Annotated in this window: 19 protein-coding genes; all 19 read left to right on the top strand. The window is 31.2% G+C overall.

All coding sequences use genetic code 11. The annotated features are described in order from the left end of the window. Nucleotides 1-62 precede the first annotated feature (62 nt). The 19 genes from CDLVIII_RS28420 to CDLVIII_RS28330 all read left to right on the top strand — a co-directional run bounded on the left by CDLVIII_RS28420 (nucleotide 63) and on the right by CDLVIII_RS28330 (nucleotide 23,800). Entirely contained in the window at nucleotides 63-689 is a 627-nt protein-coding gene (locus CDLVIII_RS28420) for a germination lipoprotein GerS-related protein (protein WP_009172940.1), read from the top strand. Between the two features lie 227 nt (nucleotides 690-916). Continuing rightward, on the top strand, nucleotides 917-1,174 hold the full coding sequence (locus tag CDLVIII_RS28415) for a hypothetical protein (RefSeq protein ID WP_009172939.1): 258 nt from the start codon (nucleotides 917-919) through the stop codon (nucleotides 1,172-1,174). 10 nt (nucleotides 1,175-1,184) lie between these two features. Further along, nucleotides 1,185-1,538 (top strand): type II toxin-antitoxin system PemK/MazF family toxin, encoded by a 354-nt coding sequence (locus tag CDLVIII_RS28410; protein WP_009172938.1) that lies wholly within the window; start codon nucleotides 1,185-1,187, stop codon nucleotides 1,536-1,538. 337 nt (nucleotides 1,539-1,875) lie between these two features. Next, on the top strand, nucleotides 1,876-2,697 hold the full coding sequence (locus CDLVIII_RS28405) for a transketolase (RefSeq protein WP_009172937.1): 822 nt from the start codon (nucleotides 1,876-1,878) through the stop codon (nucleotides 2,695-2,697). After that, nucleotides 2,697-3,641: a transketolase family protein gene (locus CDLVIII_RS28400; protein WP_009172936.1), complete on the top strand. Its 945-nt coding sequence runs from the start codon at nucleotides 2,697-2,699 to the stop codon at nucleotides 3,639-3,641. Before CDLVIII_RS28405 ends, CDLVIII_RS28400 begins: the two co-directional genes overlap by 1 nt. A gap of 203 nt (nucleotides 3,642-3,844) precedes the next feature. Further along, nucleotides 3,845-4,693: a YitT family protein gene (locus tag CDLVIII_RS28395; RefSeq protein ID WP_009172935.1), complete on the top strand. Its 849-nt coding sequence runs from the start codon at nucleotides 3,845-3,847 to the stop codon at nucleotides 4,691-4,693. A gap of 495 nt (nucleotides 4,694-5,188) precedes the next feature. Then, nucleotides 5,189-5,875: a cell division ATP-binding protein FtsE gene (gene ftsE / locus CDLVIII_RS28390; protein ID WP_009172934.1), complete on the top strand. Its 687-nt coding sequence runs from the start codon at nucleotides 5,189-5,191 to the stop codon at nucleotides 5,873-5,875. Beyond that, a complete protein-coding gene (gene ftsX / locus CDLVIII_RS28385) occupies nucleotides 5,865-6,755 on the top strand; it encodes a permease-like cell division protein FtsX (protein WP_009172933.1) in 891 nt (296 codons plus the stop codon). Before ftsE ends, ftsX begins: the two co-directional genes overlap by 11 nt. A gap of 144 nt (nucleotides 6,756-6,899) precedes the next feature. Beyond that, a complete protein-coding gene (locus CDLVIII_RS28380; protein ID WP_009172932.1) occupies nucleotides 6,900-8,180 on the top strand; it encodes a S41 family peptidase in 1,281 nt (426 codons plus the stop codon). An 11-nt stretch (nucleotides 8,181-8,191) separates the two neighbouring features. Beyond that, nucleotides 8,192-9,517, top strand: a complete 1,326-nt coding sequence (locus CDLVIII_RS28375; protein ID WP_009172931.1) for a signal protein PDZ — start codon at nucleotides 8,192-8,194, stop codon at nucleotides 9,515-9,517. Nucleotides 9,518-9,695: 178 nt separating this feature from the next. Then, nucleotides 9,696-11,672, top strand: coding sequence for an excinuclease ABC subunit UvrB (gene uvrB, locus CDLVIII_RS28370; protein WP_009172930.1), 1,977 nt, complete (start codon nucleotides 9,696-9,698; stop codon nucleotides 11,670-11,672). Nucleotides 11,673-11,774: 102 nt separating this feature from the next. Continuing rightward, nucleotides 11,775-14,600: an excinuclease ABC subunit UvrA gene (gene uvrA, locus CDLVIII_RS28365; protein ID WP_009172929.1), complete on the top strand. Its 2,826-nt coding sequence runs from the start codon at nucleotides 11,775-11,777 to the stop codon at nucleotides 14,598-14,600. Nucleotides 14,601-14,909: 309 nt separating this feature from the next. After that, complete coding sequence (locus tag CDLVIII_RS28360; protein WP_009172928.1) at nucleotides 14,910-15,353, top strand: FHA domain-containing protein; 444 nt, start codon at nucleotides 14,910-14,912, stop codon at nucleotides 15,351-15,353. Between the two features lie 113 nt (nucleotides 15,354-15,466). Beyond that, on the top strand, nucleotides 15,467-16,687 hold the full coding sequence (locus CDLVIII_RS28355; RefSeq protein ID WP_009172927.1) for an FtsW/RodA/SpoVE family cell cycle protein: 1,221 nt from the start codon (nucleotides 15,467-15,469) through the stop codon (nucleotides 16,685-16,687). A gap of 3 nt (nucleotides 16,688-16,690) precedes the next feature. Then, complete coding sequence (locus CDLVIII_RS28350) at nucleotides 16,691-18,172, top strand: penicillin-binding transpeptidase domain-containing protein (RefSeq protein ID WP_009172926.1); 1,482 nt, start codon at nucleotides 16,691-16,693, stop codon at nucleotides 18,170-18,172. A 77-nt stretch (nucleotides 18,173-18,249) separates the two neighbouring features. Beyond that, complete coding sequence (uvrC, locus tag CDLVIII_RS28345; protein WP_009172925.1) at nucleotides 18,250-20,124, top strand: excinuclease ABC subunit UvrC; 1,875 nt, start codon at nucleotides 18,250-18,252, stop codon at nucleotides 20,122-20,124. A 141-nt stretch (nucleotides 20,125-20,265) separates the two neighbouring features. After that, a complete protein-coding gene (gene murB / locus CDLVIII_RS28340; protein WP_009172924.1) occupies nucleotides 20,266-21,180 on the top strand; it encodes a UDP-N-acetylmuramate dehydrogenase in 915 nt (304 codons plus the stop codon). Between the two features lie 386 nt (nucleotides 21,181-21,566). Then, a complete protein-coding gene (gene rapZ, locus CDLVIII_RS28335) occupies nucleotides 21,567-22,451 on the top strand; it encodes an RNase adapter RapZ (protein ID WP_009172923.1) in 885 nt (294 codons plus the stop codon). Next, nucleotides 22,448-23,800 (top strand): YvcK family protein, encoded by a 1,353-nt coding sequence (locus CDLVIII_RS28330; RefSeq protein WP_009172922.1) that lies wholly within the window; start codon nucleotides 22,448-22,450, stop codon nucleotides 23,798-23,800. Before rapZ ends, CDLVIII_RS28330 begins: the two co-directional genes overlap by 4 nt. The last annotated feature ends 55 nt before the right edge of the window (nucleotides 23,801-23,855 follow it).

Genomic DNA, 23,855 nt, shown 5'->3' with positions numbered 1-23,855 from the left:
AAGAATAAAAGTCTCAAAGTTTTCATAAATAGTATACATAGTAATAAAACTTTGGAGGACTTATGTATTTAAAAAAACTTTTAAATAATAAAGCTTTAATAGCTGGAATACTTATACTTATTCCAATATTTATAATCTTGTTAATCGTTTTATGCAGGCAGGTCATTATGCCCTCGGATGAAGATATAGTTAATGATTTAAAGAATACTAAATGTTATAGCAGTAAAGTAGAGTATTCATTCATAAATTCAAAATCAGAATCCAAGGAGAGCACAATGCAATATTATAGCATGGGAAAGGGTTCGCGGATAGAATTTAACGATGGATACAAGCGAGTTAAAGTTTATAAAGGAGGGGAAATTAAAGTACAAGGGGAGGATGAAGAGTTTACACTTGATAAGGATATAGATGTAATCTATCCGCTAGCATTCATAGAAAATATATTATCAAATCAACAGAGTGGCGATATTAAAGAAGTGAAAGCTGAATGGGGTGATGGAGTATATTTGCAGTTAGATATAGAATATAATAATAAAAATAAGCACTTAAATAAGGCTGAATTTTATATAGATAAAAATAAGAAAGTTCCAGTTCTATTAAAAATTTTAGATGATAATGATAAAGAAAGAATATTGATAACTTATAAAGATTTTAAAAAAGAAAAAAATTTAAATAATAATTTGTTTTAAATTCAAAAAATACTAAATAAAATCAGGCCAAGCATTAACATTAAAAGAGGATGTACCTAAGTAGAATGTATCAATTAAAGTACATATAGATTGCAAAGAATTTAGAATTAAATAAAAAGGGGAATGTATGATATGTAAAATTAATTATACAAATCCTTTGACAAATTGACATAATTTGCAATATAATCATAGTTAGAAAAACTTTTTACTACTATGGAGGCGGAACTATGTCAATAAATAGTCTAAATAGCGCGAAGAATAAAAAAAGTAGAAATATTGAAAACAAGAAAATTAGAAAAAGTAGTGGAATTATGGAGAAATCGTTAATACAATATATTAACGAAGGAATTTCAGCGGACTTTGAAGAGCTAATGAAAAAAGGTTATCAAGAAATGGCTGAAATAAACTTAGAATATTCTAAATTAGGTTTTGAATATATGTTAGATGATGTTAATGAGTATGAGGCATGGATTTGCGGAGTGTGATTAATTAAAAATGGCAAACATTGTAGTAAAAAGAGGGGAAATTTTTTATGCGGATTTAAGTCCAGTTATAGGTTCGGAGCAAGGTGGCATAAGACCTGTTATTATAATACAAAATGATATTGGAAATAGATATAGTCCTACGGTTATTGTTGCCGCAATAACATCACAAATAAATAAAGCAAAACTTCCCATTCATGTTGAGATTTCATCAGAGGAATATGGATTAAATAGAGATTCTGTTGTCTTACTAGAACAAATAAGAACATTAGATAAGAGAAGATTAAAAGAAAAAATTGGACATATGACTGAAGCTGACATGAAGAAGGTTGATAAGGCATTAGCAGTAAGCTTAAACTTAAGTTAATATAAGAAATGAATAGAAAATTATTCAGAGATCAAAGTGAAGAGCTAATTCAATGACCAAAGTTGAATATATATTTAATTTTATTTAATAAGTGCCTAATTGGTGGTAGGATTAAATTTTGATTTTAATATTTATGGTGAAGAAGAAGAGTGGTATAAATGAAATTTATGCTACTCTTTTTATATAAACAGGTTGTATTATATAAAAAAGAAGCATAAAAAGTATATCACATATTTAAATAGAGTATACAAATGATAATTTCTGTGTTAGAATAATTATGTTAAAAAGGAAACATAATATTAAATGTTCAAATAGATTAATAACAGGGGGTTGTGTAATGAATAATGAATACAAACTTGAAGAAGTTTCAAAGCTAATGAGAAGAGATATAGTATCTATGCTCACAGAATCAGCATCAGGACATCCAGGAGGATCTTTATCAATAACTGATGTTATGGCAGTATTATTCTTCAAAGAGATGAATATAGATGTATCTAAGCAAAATGATCCTGATAGAGATAGATTTGTTTTATCAAAAGGACATGCAGCGCCAGCATTATATAGCGCTTTAGCTAGAAAAGGATATTTTGGAGTAGAGGAATTAAATACTCTAAGAAAAACTGGTTCAAGATTACAAGGACATCCTAATATGAATGATCTGCCAGGGATTGATATGTCTACAGGTTCTTTAGGGCAAGGTATCTCAGCAGCTGTAGGAATGGCATTAGCAGGAAAGCTTGATAAAAAAGACTATAGAGTATATGCAGTTTTAGGTGATGGAGAGCTTGAAGAAGGTCAGGTTTGGGAAGCATCAATGTCAGCAGCTCATTATAAATTAGACAACTTAACTGCATTTGTAGACAATAATGGATTACAAATAGATGGTAATATAGAAGATGTAATGAATCCAGGGCCAATAGATAAAAAATTTGAGGCCTTCGGTTGGAATGTATTAACTATAGATGGCCATAATTATGATGAAATCATAGATGCAATCGCAAAGGCTAGAGAATTTAAAGGAAAACCAACTGTTGTAATATGTAATACAATAAAAGGAAAAGGTGTTTCATTCATGGAAAATAATGCAGGATGGCATGGAGCAGCTCCTAGTAAAGAACAATGTGAGCAAGCATTAAAGGAAATTGGAGGAATAAACTAATGGGGAATAAAGTAGCAACTAGAGAAGCATATGGTAAAGCATTGGTGAAACTTTCAGATTTAAATAAAGATGTTGTAGTATTAGATGCTGATTTATCAAAATCTACTAAGACAGCAGAATTTAAAGCTGTTTCACCAGAAAGATTCATAAATATGGGAATAGCAGAAGCAAATATGATGGGAGTTGCAGCTGGTCTTTCAACTTGTGGAAAGATTCCATTTGCCAGCACCTTTGCAATGTTTGCAGCTGGAAGAGCTTTTGAACAAATTAGAAATTCTATATGTTACCCTAATTTAAATGTTAAAATCTGTGCAACTCATGCAGGATTAACAGTTGGAGAAGATGGAGCTACTCATCAATCAATTGAAGATATATCATTAATGAGAAGTATTCCTAATATGACAGTAATTAATCCAGCGGATGCAGTAGAGACAGAAGCAGCAATATTAGCTATAGCAGAATACAAAGGACCTTGCTATGTAAGATTAGGAAGATTAGCAGTAAGTACTATAAATGATGCAGAAAGTTATAAGTTTGAAATTGGCAAAGGTATAACTTTATCAGAAGGTAACGATGTTACTATAGTAGCAACAGGGATGATGGTTGAATTAGCTTTAGAAGCTAAAGAAGTCTTGTCAAAGGATGGAATTAATGCTAGAGTAATAAATATACATACTATAAAGCCAATTGATAAAGAACTATTAGTTAAAGCAGCTAAAGAAACTAAAGCAATAGTTACGGCTGAAGAACATAGTATAATAGGTGGCTTAGGTTCAGCAGTTGCTGAAGTAGTAGCAGAAGAATGCCCGGTTCCAGTTTTAAGGGTAGGAATAAAAGATACTTTTGGTGAAAGTGGAAAGCCAAACGAGCTTTTAAAAGCTTATGGTTTAACAGTAGAAGCCATAGTAGAGCATAGTAAAAAGGCTATTTCTTTGAAGAAGTAACACAATCTTGAGTTCTTACTCGTAAGAAGTCATTTAAGATTAAATGTAGAATTAATTAAATATTGAATAATAAAAGTGCAGGATTGTGGCTTTGCAGAATAGTTACATCCTGTACTTTTTTTATTTTTGAATAATGCAAAATAAACAAGGAAAACTAGGAAGGAAAATTTTAATATTAATAGAAATGTAAAGGGGAAGATAAAATGAAAACATCAAAACTTAAGGAGTATAGCATAATAACCTTTGGAATAATTCTAGTTGCATTTGCAATTGAATACTTCTATGCACCCAATAATATTGCTGCAGGAGGCGTTACAGGAATAGCAATAATTCTGAATGCAGTTATCCCAACCCTATCAATAGGTGTGATAAGCTTTGTTTTGAATGGATTATTATTTATAGTTGCAGTCATATTTATAGATGGTAAGTTTGGAGTAAAAACTATTTATGCAAGCTTAGGGTTATCTATAATGATATGGGCAATTGAAAGGTTCTTGAATCCAGTAGCTATAACACACGATTTGATGATAGCTACTATATTTGGAGCGCTAATTTCAGCTATTGGAATGGCTCTTGTATTTAATGAAAATGCATCAACTGGAGGAACAGATATATTAGCTAAAATGCTAAATATATTTTTTCATTTAGAAATAGGAAAATCTTTATTAGCGGTTGATTTTGTAATAACACTTGTAAGTGCACTTGTGTTTGGTGTAGATGTGGCATTGTATTCCATGTTAAGTATAATATTGCTTGGGGTACTAATTGATAGAGTTATAGAAGGATTTAATGCGTGTAAAAGTATATTTATTATCAGCAATAATAATTATGAGATAAGTAGATATATAATAGATACATTAGATAGAGGATGTACATTTTTAACTGGAGTAGGGGCATATACAGGAAAAGAGAATAATATTCTTTATGCAGTTCTAAGCAGAAATGAATTTATAAAATTAAAGAAGTTTATAAAAGAGATAGATCCTGAAGCTTTTATAACAGTAGGAGAAGTTCATGAAGTACTCGGGGAAGGATTTAATGATTTAAAGTAAAAATTATAGATATTTAACGTATAAACTAAATTGGTAACACTAAACTTCTGTCTTTGATAGTTATAACTGATAAGATATAAGCGACAAGTTAAGGATGAAGCTAAAAGAGAAAGTTCTGCTGAAAAAATACAAGATTCGGAGCATGACCTTTCCCCTTCAGGGATTTCTGAAATATATGTTTTTGAGGAGTCAGACGTTTTTTATTCTTAACTCTTAGCTCGTAACTGTAAACCATGAATTATAAACTATGGTAAGTTTTTTAATTATTACTATTTTGCTCATTGATTAAATCGAAGGTTCTATAAGGTACTTTCAACTAAAAAAGCTGGACTTGCCAATGGAATGGTATGTTATACACAAAACATAATAATTGTCAATAATGGATTAATATTTAATAAATTTGTACAACATTAGGAGGTATTATTATGTTATAATTGATTTTGTAGGTTTTATAATTAATTTGTGGGATATGCAATAAAGAAGGAGTGTTTAAATATGATCGAATTTAGAGGAATATCTAAAGTTTATGACAATAATGTAAAAGCTTTGTCGGATATTAATGTCGAGATAGAAGCAGGAGAATTTGTATTTTTGGTAGGACCAAGTGGATCGGGAAAATCTACTTTCATAAAAATGCTTCTAAAAGAAATTGAACCTACTAATGGGAAAGTTATAGTTGGAGACAAGGATCTATCAGCAATTACAAGAAAGCAAATACCTTATTATAGAAGAAAGATAGGAATGGTATATCAGGATTTTAGACTAATACCAAGTCTTAATGTATATGAGAATGTTGCGTTTGCAATGAGAGTTGTAGAAGCACCACCAAAAGATATAAGAAGAAGAGTTCCAATGGTACTGTCTTTAGTAGGATTATCTCACAAATATAAAATGTTCCCTAATGAGTTATCAGGAGGAGAACAACAAAGAGTTTCCTTAGCAAGGGCGTTAGTTAATAATCCATCTGTGCTAATAGCAGATGAGCCCACAGGTAATTTAGATCCAGATACCGCAAGAGAAATAATGTCATTACTTGAGGATATAAACAAGTCTGGAACTACTGTCTTAATGGCCACTCATGCTAAAGAAATTGTTGACTATATGAAAAAAAGAGTTATAGCTATTGAAAAAGGGGAAGTTGCTAGAGACGAGAAGAGAGGTAAGTACGAAGATGAAAATTAATACTATTATCCATTTTATTAAAGACGCGTTTAAAAGTTTAAAAAGAAATAAAACTATTAGTATTGCTTCAGTGGTTACTGTTCTTATAACCTTTTTTGTATTGGGAATATTTTTGTTAATGGCTAGCAATATAAATAAAGGAATTGATAATGTACAAAGTAAAGTAGAATTAAAGGTTTTTCTGAAAGATGATATAAAACTAATAGATCAAAGAGAGATTGAGATTAAGTTAAGAGAAATTGATGGTGTTAAAGATGTAGTATATCAGTCAAAGGAAGATGAATTCAATAATTTCCAAAATACGACAAACGACAATGATGGGTTATTAAAAGGATATACATTGCAGAACAATCCATTTAATGCATCATTTACAGTAAAACTAGAATCTCCAGAATATGCGTCAGCTGTAGCTGATGGAATAAAGGATCTTCAAGGAATTGAAAGCATAGGAGATCAACAAGAGCTTGTCAATAAGATTGTAGGAATAGTAAAAGGAATAAAGTTAGTTGGAGCTGTATTATTTGTAATATTAATAGGAGTTTCAGTTTTCTTAATAATGAATACAACTAAATTAACAGTATATTCAAGAAGAAGAGAAGTTGGAATTATGAAATTTGTAGGGGCTACTGACTGGTTTATTAGATGGCCGTTTGTTATTGAAGGTATGGTAATAGGTCTAATAGGAGCAATTTTGGCGTGTGGAGCGTTATTAGTTGCATATAATGCTTTGGTTGGATGGATATCTAAACAATTAGTGTTTATAAGTTTGGTACCAGTGACATATATTTTAACAATATTATCATGGCAATTTATGATTGGTGGAATTGTAATTGGTGGACTTGCTAGTATAATTGCATTAAGAAAGTTCTTGGTGGTATAATTTTTGCAAATAAGTATAATCATAGAATATAGGGAATAAAATCTAACACCATAAAATCTAAAACTTGCATGATAATCCAGTTTGTCTATAAAGATATCAAAGTGGGATTATGTTTATAATGCATATGAAAGGAAGTCTTTATAGGTGAAGGACTCAAGAAGATATATATTTGCAAATAGTAGAAAAAAGAGAAGTGGGATAATATCAATAATTTATTTTGTTGGTATTATCACTTTTATAGGAATCATTAGTTTTATCTCATTATATGCAGGAAACTACATGGCCACAAAGGGAATATTCTTGGTGAAGACTCCATCTTCGCAAGTTGAAAGTACTGCAGAACAGATTAATGATAAGAGTAAATATTCAGCACTTTTTACAGTTAGAGATAAACTGCTTGAAAAATATGATGGTGACATTGATGATAATGCTCTTTTAGAAGGTGCAATTAAAGGTATGACTAGTTCATTAGGAGATAAATATACAGTATTTATGAATGAAGAAGAGTATGAGGATTTCATGAAACAAAGCAATGGAAGTATTACTGGAATAGGTGTAACTGTAGCTTTGAAAGATGGAAAAGTCGTAATTCTAGAAGTAGTTAAGGGAGCGCCAGCTGATAAGGCAGGTTTGCAGGAAAATGATACAATAGAAAAAGTAAATGATGTAGACGTTTCGGGTGATGATTTAGATAAAACAACGTCTATGATTGCGCAAGCTAACGGTTCAGAGGTGAAATTAACTATTAAGAGGGCTGAACAAGAAGACTTTGATGTGAATATAGTTCCTGAAAAAGTAAAGATTGAATCAGTGGAAGGAAATATGCAGGATTCTTCAATAGGTTATATTCGTATAAAAACTTTTATGAATGAGAACACAGCAGAAGATTTTAAAAATACGGTTGATCAACTAAAAGGTCAAGGCATGAAAGGTATGATATTGGATTTGAGAGAAAATCCAGGAGGGCTGTTAAGTGAAGCTGTTGGAGTTGCATCTCAATTCATACCAAAAGGAAAGATAATAACTTATACTATTGATAAATATGACAATAGAAATGATTCATTATCAGTTGGTGGGGATGCCGAAGATATTCCATTAGTTCTTTTAGTTAATGAAAACAGTGCAAGTGCGTCAGAAGTCGTTACAGGTGCTTTAAGAGATTATGGAATTGCAACGATTGTGGGTAAAACAACCTTTGGAAAAGGAATAGTTCAACAATCATTTAAATTTGATAATGGAGTTGGCGGACTTAAAGTGACTACTTCTAAATACTATACACCAAACGGGGAGAATATTCATCAAAAAGGGATAGCACCTAACTTTGATGTAACCACACCAGTAGGCATAGATGAAAAAGGATATGATAAAAATGCAGATGAGCAATTAAAGACAGCAATCCAAAAAATAGAGGAAAAGATACAGTAGGGGGAAATAAAATGAGTCTATTTATATATACGCTAAGGAATGTGGCAGGAGCAATAGTAACGCCCCCATTAGCTTTTCTGCTAATAATCCTAATGGTAATTCTATATCTTAAAAATAAAAAAATAATAGCAATGCAAAAATTGATTTTGGGAGGTAGTGTAAATTCATCCGTTGAACTTACACTATCTCAACTTGTTTTTGGAATTTTAGGCGGAAGTATAGGAAGCTTGATTTTTTCAAGTTTAGGCATAGTTTTTACTGAAAATTCAGGGATAATGTTTCTGTTCTTTATATCGATATTATTAGCTTTTGCAAAACCAAGGCTAATATGCTTTTCATATTCTGCAGCTATTTTAGGAGCTATAAGTATTTTAATTAAATTAGTAAATGAATTTAGTTCGCAATATTTAGGCAACTTAATATTGGACATTGATATACTTGGTTTAATAACGTTTATAGGAATCTTTCATATTATTGAAGGCATACTAGTAATGCTAGATGGAGACAGAGGTGCGATTCCTGTATTCACCAATAAAGATGGGAAGATTCTAGGCGGATATGCACTAAAAAGATATTGGGTATTACCTGTAGCCATAATGATTGCAATTTCTATGAATAATTCTTCAATAGATTATTCTACAGAAATAATACAAAGTCCAAGTTGGTGGCCATTGCTGAGCACACCATCAAATTTGATTTTACTAGCCAGCAGTGTAATATCAATATTTCCTTTCTACACGATGCTTGGATATTCATCAGTTACATTTACGAGGAGTAAAAGAGGAAAAGCAATATCTTCGGGATTGTACATTTTAATTTATGGGGTAATATTAACTATTGTGGCTCAAGCTGCTAGATTTGGAATACTAGGCGAAATATTGGGTATAATTTTCATGCCTGCAGCTCATGAATTTATGTTAAGATATCAGGTGAGAAATGAGAATAAGAGAAGTCCAAAATTTGTGAGTGATGAAGAGGGACTGACGATTTTAGAAATTGCATCAGATTCTAAGATTAGAGAATTTGGAATTAGCATTGAAGATAAGCTTATATCAATTAATGGGACGAATATTAATTCAGAGTCAGATGTGTATTCGATTATAAAGAAAAACTTATATAATGCAAGTTTGAAAATAAAGGATTCTAATGGAATCATACGTGATATTGAATTTAGGCACGATAAGAAATCAAGACTTGGAATTTTATTAGTTCCTAGAAATATAAATAAGGAAGAGGTTGTCCCAGTTAATGAGAATAGCTTTAGTAGTGTTTTAAGTGATCTTAAAGATTCAAAAGATAAGATTAGTGATGATAAAAATGAAAATAAGAAATTATAATCAGAGAAGGTGGCATAGCCACTTTTTTCTTTAAGTAATTATAATATTTTAACTTTTAGATCATAATTAGAAGAAATAATTAATTAGAAAATTAACTGGATAATTTGTTGACTTAACATCTATTGAAAAGTAAAATATACATATGATGCGAATATCTGTTCGAGAAGGAGGCATAATCATGGGAGAATTTAAAATACATTCTAAATTTAAACCTACAGGAGATCAGCCACAAGCTATTGATAAGTTGGTTGATTCAATAAAACATAGTAACAGAGGGCAGACCTTGCTTGGGGTAACTGGTTCAGGAAAAACATTTACTATGGCGAATATTATTGAAAAACTTCAAAGGCCTACTTTGATTTTAGCCCATAACAAAACTTTAGCAGCACAGTTATGTTCGGAATTTAAAGAGTTTTTTCCAGATAATATAGTCGAATACTTTGTATCATATTATGACTATTATCAACCTGAAGCATATGTACCTCAAACGGATACATTTATAGAGAAGGATGCATCTATAAATGATGAAATAGATAAGTTAAGGCATTCAGCGACTTCTGCTCTTTTTGAAAGAAGAGATGTAATAATTGTTGCATCTGTTTCGTGTATATATGGTCTTGGTAATCCAGATGAATATAAAAAATTAACAATAAGTCTTAGGACTGGCATGCAGAGAGAAAGAGATGACATTATAAAGAAACTCATAGAAATTCAATATGAGAGAAATGATATAGATTTTTCTAGAGGTACTTTTAGAGTTAGGGGAGATTCCTTAGATATAATTCCAGCTTCATATTCTAATAAAGGAATTAGGATTGAATTTTTTGGAGACGAAATTGATAGAATAAGAGAATTTGATGTGTTAACGGGAAGTATCCTTGGAGAAAGAAATCATGTTGCAATAACTCCAGCATCCCACTTTGCAACTTCCAGGGAAACTATCGATAAGGCAATTGGAACAATTGAAGGGGAGTTAGAAGAAAGACTTAGGGAACTCAATGCTCAAGATAAGCTTTTGGAAGCACAGAGATTGAGACAGAGAACCAATTTTGATATTGAAATGATAAAGGAAATGGGTTATTGCAGCGGAATTGAGAATTACTCAAGAATATTAGATGGAAGAGGGCCTGGAACGCCTCCTAAAACTTTAATAGATTACTTCCCAGAAGACTTCTTGATGTTTATTGATGAGAGTCATGTAACGCTGCCACAAGTTAGAGCAATGTATGCAGGAGATAGATCAAGAAAAAATACTTTAGTTGATTATGGATTTAGGCTTCCGTGTGCATATGATAATAGGCCTTTAAAATTTGAAGAATTCGAAAAGAAAATTAACCAGATAGTTTTTGTAAGTGCAACACCAGCTGCGTATGAAATAGATAATTCAGAGGAAATTGCAGAACAAATAATAAGGCCTACAGGATTACTTGATCCAGAGATTGTTATAAGACCAATAAAGGGACAAATAGATGATTTGTATGGAGAGATTAAAACAACTACAGAACGTGGATTTAGGACATTAATAACAACCTTAACTAAGCGTATGGCTGAAGATTTGACTAAATATTTAACAGAGCTTGGAATTAAGGTGACTTACATGCATTCGGATATTGATACTATTGAAAGAATGAAAATTTTAAGGGATTTGAGACTTGGAGAATATGATGTATTAGTAGGAATAAACCTATTGAGAGAAGGTTTGGACATACCAGAAGTTGCACTTGTTGCAATTTTGGATGCTGATAAAGAAGGCTTTTTAAGGTCAGAAACCTCGTTAATCCAAACTATAGGAAGAGCAGCTAGAAATTCGGAAAGCAGAGTTATAATGTATGCTGACAATATAACAAAATCGATGGATAAAGCTATGAAGGAAACTGAAAGAAGAAGAGCTATACAAAAAGATTACAATGATAGAAATGGAATAATTCCAACAACAATAATAAAGGACGTAAGAGATGTAATAGAAGCGACGAAGGTAGCCGAAGAAATTGAAGAGTATAAAGCTGGGGATAAGAAGAAGCTTAATAAGAAGGAAAAAGATAAGCTAATTAAGGATCTTACAGAAGAAATGCTACTTGCAGCAAAGAATCTTCAATTTGAAAGAGCAGCAGAACTTAGAGATATTATAAATGAACTAAAAGGTGCTAGTAAGTAATATTTTAAATCAGAATATTGTATTAAATAAAAGTAAAGAATTAAGAATAAGAACTGTTAACTATTATTTGTTAATTGTTAACTGAATTTTCAGGGGGTTGTAATGAACGATAAAATAATAATTAAGGGTGCAAAAGTTAATAATTTAAAAAACGTAAGTTTAGAAATACCAAGAGATAAATTAGTTGTATTCACAGGTCTATCAGGTTCAGGTAAATCATCTTTGGCTTTTGATACATTATATGCAGAAGGTCAAAGAAGATATGTAGAGTCATTATCTTCTTATGCAAGACAGTTTTTAGGGCAGATGGATAAACCTAATGTAGAGTATATAGAAGGACTTTCACCAGCCATATCAATAGATCAAAAAACAACAAGTAAAAATCCAAGATCAACGGTTGGTACAATAACTGAAATATATGATTATTTAAGATTATTATATGCAAGAGTTGGTATACCTCATTGTCCTAAGTGCGGAAAAGAAATTACTAAACAATCTGTGGATCAAATTGTTGATAAAATTATGAGCTTTGGGGATAAAACTAAACTTCAAATTTTAGCTCCTATAATTAAAGGACGAAAGGGAACACATGAAAAAGTACTAGAAAATATAAAGAAAAATGGTTTTGTAAGAGCCAGAATAGATGGAGAAATATATGATTTAACTGAAGAAGAAGTTAAATTGGATAAGAATAAGAAGCACAATATTGAAGCAGTTATAGATAGAATTGTAATAAAAGAAGATATCGAAGGAAGGCTTACAGAGTCAATAGAAGCAGCCTTGAAAATGGCAGAAGGATTAGTGATTGCAAGTGTTATTGATGGTGAAGATACACTGTTTAGCGAAAATTTTGCTTGCCCAGATTGTGGAATAAGTATTCCTGAACTAGAACCTAGATTATTTTCATTTAATGCTCCATTTGGGAAGTGCGACCATTGTGATGGACTTGGAACTTTAATGGAGATTGATGAAAAATTAGTTATACCTAATAAGGAATTGAGTATTATGGAAGGTGCTGTAGCCAGCTGGGGAAGTGGAAGACTTAAGGATGATTCTTGGACATATGCAATACTTCAAGCACTATCAAAAGAATATGGATTAGATTTAAATAAGCCTATAAAGGATTTAGATAAACAGCATGTTGATTTACTATTGTATGGTACAGAAGGAAAGAGACTTGAGGTTAAATATATTAAAGATGGAGTTAAATCGACATATTATTATGCATTTGAAGGAGAAATTAATGCATTAAGCAGGAGATATAGAGAAAGTAACTCAGATCTTATAAAAGGTGATATAGAGCAGTATATGAGTAATGATTTCTGTCCTAAATGCAAAGGTGCTAGATTAAAAAAAGAAGTATTAGCGGTTACTGTTGGAGGAAAGAACATATATGAATTTACAAGTATGTCAATAAAAGATGAACTTAATTTCATAAATGGAATAGAATTCTCTGAAAAGAATAGAATTATTAGTGAGCAGATTGTAAAAGAAATTAAAAATAGATTACAGTTCTTATTAGATGTTGGTCTTGATTACTTAAATCTAGCAAGAAGTTCTGGAACTTTATCAGGTGGAGAATCACAAAGAATAAGGCTTGCAACTCAAATAGGATCAGCGCTTATGGGAGTTTTATATATTTTAGATGAGCCTAGTATTGGCTTGCATCAAAGAGATAATGACAGATTGATACATACTTTAAAGAACTTAAGAGATGTTGGAAATACAGTAATTGTTGTAGAACATGATGAAGATACTATGAAGGAAGCCGATTATATTGTTGATATTGGCCCTGGTGCAGGCGAACATGGAGGAAAAGTTGTTGCTGCTGGAACTTTGGAGGAAGTAAAGGCGTGCAAAGACTCAATAACGGGACAATATTTAACTGGAAGCAAATCAATTCCTACACCAAAAGTACGAAGAAAAGGAAATGGACAAAATATAAAAGTTATAGGTGCGAAAGAAAATAATTTGAAGAACGTAAATATATCAATACCTCTTGGGACTTTAACTATAGTTACAGGGGTTTCGGGTTCTGGAAAAAGTACTTTAGTAAATGAAATACTTTATAAGGGATTAAATAAATTGGTTAACAAAAGTAAAAATCCAGTTGGTAATCATAAAGAAATAACTGGATATGAAAATATAGATAAAATCATAGATATAAACCAAAGTCCCATAGGAAGAACTCCGCGTTCTAATCCAGCAACATATACAGGTACTTTTGATATAATAAGAGAATTATTTTCACAGACTACAGAAGCTAAAATGAGAGGATATAAGCAAGGAAGATTTAGCTTTAATGTTAAAGGTGGAAGATGCGAAGCTTGTTCCGGTGATGGAATAATTAAAATAGAAATGCAATTTTTATCAGATGTATATGTGCCATGTGAAGTTTGTAAAGGAAAAAGATATAATAGAGAAACTTTAGAGGTTAAGTATAAAGGCAAAAATATAGATGATGTGCTAAATATGACAGTTGAAGAAGCCTTGAAGTTCTTTGAGAATATACCTAGAATTGAAAATAAATTAAGAACATTAAATGATGTTGGACTTGGGTATATCAGATTAGGCCAGCCATCAACTCAACTATCAGGAGGAGAAGCTCAAAGAATAAAATTAGCATATGAATTGTCAAAGAGAAGTACAGGTAAGACATTATATATATTAGATGAACCAACAACAGGTTTGCATATAGATGATGTTAATAGATTAGTAGAAATACTTCAAAGGTTAGTAGAGGCGGGAAATACTGTAGTTGTAATCGAGCATAATTTAGACATGATAAAGTGTGCAGATTATCTTATTGATTTAGGTCCAGAAGGCGGAGATAAGGGAGGAACTATCATAAAAACAGGTACACCAGAAGAACTCTGTGAGGTTGAAGCATCATATACAGGAAAATATCTAAAGAAAATCCTTAATTAGTGAGCTAAGTATGAAAAAGTAATATACAAAGTGTAATTAGAAGACTAATGATTAATTATAAATAATTTAAAATTGACAATTGAAGCATTATGAAAGAAAATATGGTATGAACGTGTTTTACATAAATCATAATATAAAAAATAATTAAGAAGCTCAATTTTAAGAAGTATTTAATATACCATATTTACTTTTTTATTGTATAATCATTAGTAAGACAGTTATATGTAAAATTTAATAAGTATGCATTTAAGAATAATTATTTTTCATATGCTTGTTAAAAGATGGAAATAGATATATTGAGGTGGAAATATGAGTTTTTCAAAAATAATTGCTGGGATTTTTGGAGTAGTTTTTATTGTTATACTATATGTAATAATATATTATGCATTAAAGATAATGTATAGAGATGTTAAGAATGGTGGTAAAAAGAGAAGACCACCTATGGTAAAAGGAAATTATGGATTAGAAATCATAAGTTCTGGAGAAAGCAGGGATTTAAAAGAGGGAGCTATAATTCCAATAAGATCAGATTTGACAATAGGTAGAAAAGACAATAATTCAATTGTTTTAGGAGATCAGCATGTTTCGGGATGTCATGCAAAGATTATAGTGAGAAATGATACGTTATATTTAGAAGATTTGAATAGTACAAATGGTACTTATTTAAATGGTAATAAGCTAAATGGTAAAGCAAAATTAGCTAATAAAGATGAAATAAAGGTTGGAACAGCGGTTTTTAAAATTTTAAGATAAAAACACATAGATATCAAACATGAAAACAATAATTATAACTTATAATTATTGTTTTTGATGAGTTAAGGCAAGGTTTAGATGTCAAGGAAATAGACATAACGGGGTGATACGGATTGAAAATAAAAAGAGATGAAGTAAAGTTATTGGTTTTGACATATTTATTATGTATGGCGCTTTTCACTAATTTAGCAGTATTAAAAGATCAACTAGATAAAGGCGCTATATATATGGGAGTAATAGTATGTGTATTAATAACAGTTACTCAGATTGTAATACGAAAGTTTTATCCCCAGGGAGATAAATTTTTAATTACATTTGCATGTATATTGTCAGTTATAGGAATAGCTATATTATATAGGTTAGATACTAGCGTATCTATTAAACAATTGATTTTGTTTGCAGTAGGAGTTGTTATATTTATTGCTCTAGTAGTAGCGATCCCGGATATAAGGGAATTCGTTAAATATAAGAAGATATATATGATAGCAACTTTATTAATTATGCCTATAGCACTTTTAGCACATCAAGAAGTTTATGGTGCAACTAACTGGGTTACAATTGGTGGATTTAGTATTCAGCCATCGGAATTTGGTAAGATAACCTTTGTGATATATCTGGCTGCAGCTTTACATGATTATGAAGACAAAAATAACATTATAGAGGATTTTAAGCAGCTTTGGCAGCCGGCTTTAGTAGTTATGTATTCACTTGGATGTTTAGTTATTCAAAAGGACTTAGGATCAGCTTTAATATTCTTTGGTATTGCATTAACAATGCTCTATGTTGCTACTGGAAAGAAAAAGTATGTATTGATAACACTTGTACTATTCGTTCTAGGATCTATAATATCATATAAGTTATTTGCTCATGTAAGAGAGAGAGTAATAATATGGCAGAATCCTTGGAAGTATTATGACACAACGGGATATCAAATAGTTCAAGGATTATATTCAATTTCTTCAGGTGGAATGTTTGGAAGCGGACTTGGCCAAGGCTACCCAGGCTTTGTACCAGTAAATACTTCAGATTTAATTTTTGCAGTAATATGTGAAGAATTGGGAATGGTATTTGGTCTTGGAATTATGATAATATATTTCTTGTTTTTCTATAGAGGAATGAGAGCGGCATTTAGAGTTACAGATAGATTTTCTATGCTTAATACGGTAGGTTTTAGTGCTATGATAGCTTGTCAGGTTTTAGTTATAATTGGAGGAGTGTTTGCAGTTATACCATTAACAGGTATCACATTACCTCTTATTAGTGCCGGAGGTTCGTCAATAATAACTATGTTTTTTGCATTAGCAATACTACAAAAGATATCGGAGGAGGGCTAAAAATTGAAAAATGTTTCTAATAGTATAAAACAAGTAATGATAGTATTTTTATTCTGCTTTGTAGCTCTTATCTCATATATAGCATATTTTCAAGTTTTTTCAGCGCCTGCTATAGCAGAAGGAGCAGGAAATCAAAGGCTTTGGGCCAAGAGAAATGAAGTTTTAAGAGGAACTATATACGATAGAAATAAAAATCCGCTTACTCAAAGTGCACGTGTAGATGCTCTTACACAAAAGAGAACGTATGTTGGTGGAGACTTATATGTTCATGCTATAGGTTACGTTGACCCTAGATATGGTTTAACAGGCTTAGAAGAAAGTTATGATAGCGAATTAACAACTTATAGTAAACTCTCGAATAATCTTTTGAATCTTACGAAAGACTTTAGTATAGCTAAATTAAAAGATATGTTTGAAAATAGAAAAGAAGATGAGGATAAAATCGGTAATGGAATTATAACAACACTTGATCCAGCTCTTCAAAAAATAGCATATGATGCTCTTGGAAGTAATAAAGGAGCTGTGGTTGCTTTAAATCCTAAAACAGGAGAAGTACTAGCAATGGTTTCAAAACCAACATATAATCCAAATGATTTGGAAGCTTCAATGAAGGCTGCAAATGCAGGTATAGCTGATAATAGCCCTTTAATTAACAGGGCAACTTCTGGAAAGTATCCACCAGGATCAACTTTTAAGACAGTTACACTTAGCAGTGCTTTAGAAAATATACCAGGCATTACAAATAGAACTTTTAATGACACTGGTAAAATAGTATTTAATGATACACAGTCCCTAAGCAATGATAATGGAGAAGTAAATGGTGAGATAAATTTAAAGGATGCATATCGATTATCAAGTAACTTTGTATTTGGAACTTTAGCAATGGAGCTTGGAAATGATAAGCTAAAAGCTACGGCTGAAAAGTTTGGATTTAATAGTACTATTGATTCTGATGGATTTACTATTGCACAAAGTCAGTTCCCGAAACTCTCAAAGGCTGAAATTGGAAGCATAGCCCAATCAGGTATAGGACAAAGTAGTATTTTAGCAACTCCAATGCAAATGGCATTAGTTGCAAGTACAGTGGCTAATGATGGTAAGATGATGGAGCCAAGACTTGTGAATCAAGTAATAGATAAGGATGGAAATGTACTTAAAACAATGCAACCAAAATTAGATAAGCAGGTTATAAGTAGTGGAGATTCGGCTATCATAAAAGATTATATGAAGAATCTAGTTGATTCAAGAGTCGATTCTTCATGGGGATTCTTTAAAGGAACTAATGCAGCCGGAAAGACAGGTACAGCAGACTATAATCTTGCAAATGGTCAAAGTGCAAAACCTCATTCATGGTTTATTGGATTTGCACCGGCAGATAATCCAAAGATTGCAGTGGCAGTTATAGTGGAAAATGGAGGATATGGAGCAAGTGCAGCAGCGCCAATAGCGGGAGAGATGATGAGTGCAGCTGTAAATAATAAGTAATTTAATACAAAAAATACCCCAGGAGAGTTGCTTCTGGGGCATTTGTTACTATAGACTTTAACGTGGAGGTGAATATTATGTTTGATTTTAAAGCCCAGCTAAAAATTTTACCTGATAAACCAGGTGTCTATTTAATGAAAAATAGCCTTGGTGAAATCATTTATGTGGGTAAAGCAAAGGTGTTAAAAAATAGAGTAAGACAATACTTCCAAAATTCTAAGAATCATTCAGAAAAAGTAAAAGCAATGGTTAAAAATATTTCTGAATTTGAGTATATAGTCACCGATTCCGAAATGGAAGCATTAATTCTAGAATGTAATTTAATAAAAAAATATAGTCCTAAATATAATATATCCCTAAAAGATGATAAATTTTATCCTTTTATAAAAATAACGACTAATGAAGATTTCCCAAGAGTTTTCATAACCAGAAATTATGCAAAGGATGGAAATAAATACTTTGGACCATATCCTAATGCAGGGGCTGTTCATGAGACAATAAATATGATCAGAAAGATTTTTCCTTTGAGAACTTGTAAAAAGTTGATTATAGAAGGTGGAAAACACACAAGACCATGTCTAAATTATCACATAAAAAAGTGTAATGCACCATGTGAAGGTCATATTTCAAAAGATGAGTATAGACGTATGATAGATGAAATTATGGATGTATTGAGTGGAAGAGATAGAACTCTTATAAATAAATTAAAGGAAGATATGCAGGAAGCTTCATCATTATTAGAGTTTGAAAAAGCTGCATCTTTAAGAGATAAAATTTTAGCTATAGAGAGCATAGCAGAAAAGCAAAAGGTATTTAAATCTCAGGAAAATGATGAGGATTTCATAAATATATATAAAGATGAAAAGGACTGTTGTATTCAGGTATTTTTCTCGAGGGATGGAAAGGTTACTGGAAGAGAACATTTTGTTATTGAAAATAGTGCTCATGAAGATGATAAAACAGTTATTTCACAGTTTATTGTTTCTTTCTATGGTGGCACTCCAAAAGTTCCTAAGAATATTTATATACCAGAAAGTGATGAGATAGAAGCTTTAGAAGAATTCTTGAGCGTAAAGCGTGGCTCAAAGGTTTTTGTTAAAATTCCCATAAAAGGTGAAAAGAAGGATATGCTGGAACTAGTCAAAAACAATGCGAAAGTTACATTGGACCAGTTTAAAGACAAAATATTAATGGATAAGGAGATAAATATGGTAAGCTTAGAGCAAATACAAGATTTGCTTGAACTGGACAGTTTACCTTTAAGAATTGAAGCTTATGATATATCCAATATACAAGGTGTTGACTCTGTTGGATCAATGATTGTATTTGAAGATGGCAAAGCTAAAAATAGCGATTATAGAAGATTTCGTATAAAGACAGTAAAAAGTGCCAATGATTATGATAGTATGAGAGAAATATTAGAAAGAAGATTTTCTCATGGCTTAAAGGAAATACAAGAAATTCAAGAAAAGAAAATTAAATTTTCTAATGGGAAATTTTCTAATTTTCCGGATTTAATAATGATGGATGGTGGAAAAGGGCAGGTAAATGTAGCTCTTGAAGTTCTAGAAAAATTGGGAATAAATATACCAGTGTGTGGATTAGTTAAAGATGATTATCATGCAACACGAGGAATAATTTATAACAATAATGAATTGATAATAAATAGGAATTCGAACTTAATGCAATTGATACGAAGAATTCAGGATGAAGTTCATAGATTTGCTATCACATATCATAGAAGTTTAAGAGATAAGAGAACGCTACATTCAATATTAGATGATATACCTAATGTTGGGCAGAAGAGAAGGATGGCACTTCTTATGAAGTTCGGAAGTATTGACAATATAAAAAAGGCGACATTAGGTGAATTAATGGAAACAGAGTCAATTGATAGTAAGGCTGCAAATAGTATTTTGTCATATTTTAAAAAACATGAACAAAACAAATAAATTATGCTATAATAATACGGAATAAAAATTTACTTGATTAAACTAGTAGGAATGGAAGTTACTTTTAATTTTGTTCGAAGATTAGTTATTTTATATCGCGTAAATAAATGAGATTAATAGAAATATTTGAGGAGTTTTAACATGGATCATTACGGAGAACATAAGGATTTGTTTAGCAAGATATATGAGGAATCACAAATTCAGCTAGATGCAAAAATGAGCGAACATATTTACTTTAAAGTTGGAGGACCAGTTGATATACTTTTAACTCCAAATAATGTTCAGCAAGTAAAAGAAACTATCACTATTTGTAAAGAACATAAAATTCCATTTTATGTTATAGGAAATGGATCAAATCTTTTGGTAAAAGATGGCGGAATAAGAGGCGTTGTAATAAAACTATGTGATTTAAATAAAATAGAACGTATTGGAAACAAGATTACAGCAGAATGTGGAGCCTTGCTTAAAGACGTTTCAGCAGAAGCAGCCTTAGGAGCTTTAGCAGGATTTCAATTTGCATGTGGAATTCCAGGAAGCGTAGGTGGAGCTGTATTCATGAATGCAGGAGCTTATGATGGAGAAATATCATTCGTTATTGAAAGTGCAGAAGTACTAGATGATAAACAGGAAATAAGAACTATTTCAAAAGAAGAATTAAATTTAGGTTATAGACAGTCTGTAGTCATGCAAAAAGGATATGTGGTATTAAAAGCTACATTTGCTTTAGAATCTGGAGATAAAGAAAAGATTGAAGCGAGAATTAATGAATTAACGAGAAGAAGAGAAGAAAAGCAACCATTAGAATATCCATCAGCAGGAAGTACATTTAAGAGACCGGAAGGACATTTTGCAGGCAAATTAATTGAGGATGCAGGCTTAAAAGGATTTACAATAGGAGGAGCTTGTGTTTCAGAAAAGCATGCTGGTTTTGTTATCAATAAGGATAATGGTACAGCAAAGGATGTATTAGGTGTAATAAATCATGTTAAAGAAGAAGTAAAAAGACAATTTGGAGTTGATTTGTACCCAGAAGTTAGAATTTTAGGGGAAGATTAATAAAGCATATGAACTAGGTTTATAACTTATAATTGTGTGCAGCATAATCTAAAAAATTATAAGTAATAAATTAAGTTTCTGATTTGGTTATCTATAAGTTGTATGTATAAATAAAAAAATTTTCAGGTGGAGTTTTTTACTCCACCTGAATTTAGTTAAGTTAATGGGGTTAAAATATTTTATACTTAAATGAAATAGTATTAATAAAGACTTTTAGATGGAGTTTTAAATAGCATGTAGCACATGAAAATTAGGACTCAAGGAGTTTTGAGTTTTTGTGATTTAATTAAGATAGTATGATATAATTTTAATATTAAGATTCAGAGTATTAAGAGATAATGAGAACATGTATCTAAAAGTATCTTTGGCAAAAGGGAGTGTGTGAGATGAGATTTGTTATAGTTACAGGATTATCAGGAGCAGGAAAAACAGAAGCAACAAGGACTTTAGAAGATTTAGGATATTTTTGCGTAGATAACCTTCCACCAAAGTTAATCTCAAAGTTCGCAGAAGTATGTACGCAAAGTGGAGGAAGCATTGAAAAAGTAGCGTTAATTATAGATATTAGGGGCGGAGTTTTCTTTGATGATTTTTTTGAAGCTCTAAACTATTTAAAACAGAATGAATTTAAATATGAAATATTATTTTTAGAGGCAAGTGACGAAGTTCTCATAAAGAGATTTAAAGAGACAAGAAGAAGTCACCCGTTATCACCAGATGGAAGAGTGTTAACTGGTATTACACAAGAAAGAGAAAAACTAAGAGAAATCAAAAATGCTGCAGATATGATTATTGATACCTCTAAGTATGAAATTAGACATTTAAGAGAGAAGATAAATAAAACCTATGGAAATCATACGTATCCAGAAAAACAGCTATCAATTACAGTATTGAGTTTCGGTTTTAAATATGGAATACCTGTAGATTCAGACTTGGTTTTTGATGTTAGATTTATACCAAATCCTTTTTATATTCCTGAATTAAAGCAATATTCAGGAAATGATGAACCAGTTAAGGAGTATGTATTAAAGCAAACAGAAACAGTTAATTTCATAGAAAAATTAATTGATATGTTAAAGTATTTAATTCCTAACTATATTAAAGAAGGAAAGAGACAATTAATAATATCTATAGGATGCACAGGTGGAAGGCATAGATCTGTTGCAATTGCTAATGAGGTTTATGAGAGATTGAATAATGAAAGCTATAATTCTAAAATAGAACACAGGGATGTAGCTGAAGATCTTCATAAAGGAGAAAAGAAGCTATGAGGATACGTGATTGGCTTAAAGTAGGAATTAGAGTAAAAAGATGGCTGGCATTTGGAGTTTTTGGTATTTTGTTAATAGCATTTGGCTTTACTGAGCTTGTAAATCACAGAGTATATAATTGGTATTATTTAATCTTTTATATATCTTTAAATATTACAGGAGTTTTTGTTTTATATATTGCGGTTACAGAAACTATGAGGTCTATAATTGCATTGGTAAATAGAGGCTATTTAAAGGTATCTTTAGACAGTAGAAAAATTGAAAGTTTAATATATGAAAAAAGATTATTAGTAAAAGGGCCTAAAATAGTTGTAATTGGTGGAGGAACAGGTCTTTCAACAATGCTTAGAGGGCTTAAGTACTATACCTCTAATATTACAGCAATTGTAACTGTTGGAGATGATGGCGGCGGCTCTGGAGACTTAAGAGAAGATTTGGGCATGCTTCCACCAGGAGATATAAGAAACTGCATTTTGGCATTAGCTGATACAGAACCTATAATGGAAGACTTGCTTCAATATAGGTTTTCAGATGGAAGATTAAAAAATCAAAGCTTTGGGAATTTGTTTTTGGCAGCTATGGCAGGTATATCTGATAATTTTGAAGAAGCAGTCCAAAAAATGAGTTCAGTACTTGCAGTAACTGGGAAAGTTATACCAGTTACGCTAGATAATATGCAATTAGTTGCAAAACTTCAAAATGGCAAAATAGTACAAGGTGAATCTCAGATTCCAGAAGAGGCTATTGAGCAAAATTCCAGAATAGAAGAATTAAATATAGTTCCAGAAAACGCAAAGGCGCTTCCAGAAGCATTGCAAGCATTAAAGGAAGCTGATGCTATAGTTATGGGACCAGGAAGTTTATATACAAGTATAACATCTAATTTATTGGTTAAAGATATTGCAAAAGCAGTAAGAAAAAGTGATGCAGTTAAGATTTATATATCAAATATAATGACTCAGCCTGGAGAAACTACAGGATTTAAAGTATCTGATCACTTAAAAGTTCTATTAAAATATGGTGGAAAAGATATTGTAGATTATGTAATTGCTAATACTGGTGAAATTACTGATGAGTTAAAGGAAAAATACCAAAAAGATGGAGCTGAACTTGTTAAATTAGATAGAGAAGATATAATAAGCTTAGGAATAAAAATAGTTGGTGAGGATTTAGTAAAAATAAAAAATGGATTAGTAAAACACGATTCTGATAAATTAGCAGAAATATTAGCAGATACAATTATGGAAAAGAAACTTCTATATGATAAAAAGAAGATCATAGAATATATGTATTTATCACAGCGTATAAAAGAGAGAATAAGAGAGGAAAAAGGGCACGAAATAGACTAATAATTACCAATAAGCAATGAACAATTGATAATTACTAATGAAACTCTCATAGGAG

The sequence above is a fragment of the Clostridium sp. DL-VIII genome (genome assembly GCF_000230835.1).
In the GTDB taxonomy this organism is placed as follows: Bacteria; Bacillota; Clostridia; order Clostridiales; family Clostridiaceae; genus Clostridium.
This window is presented reverse-complemented; position numbering and strand designations above follow the sequence as displayed.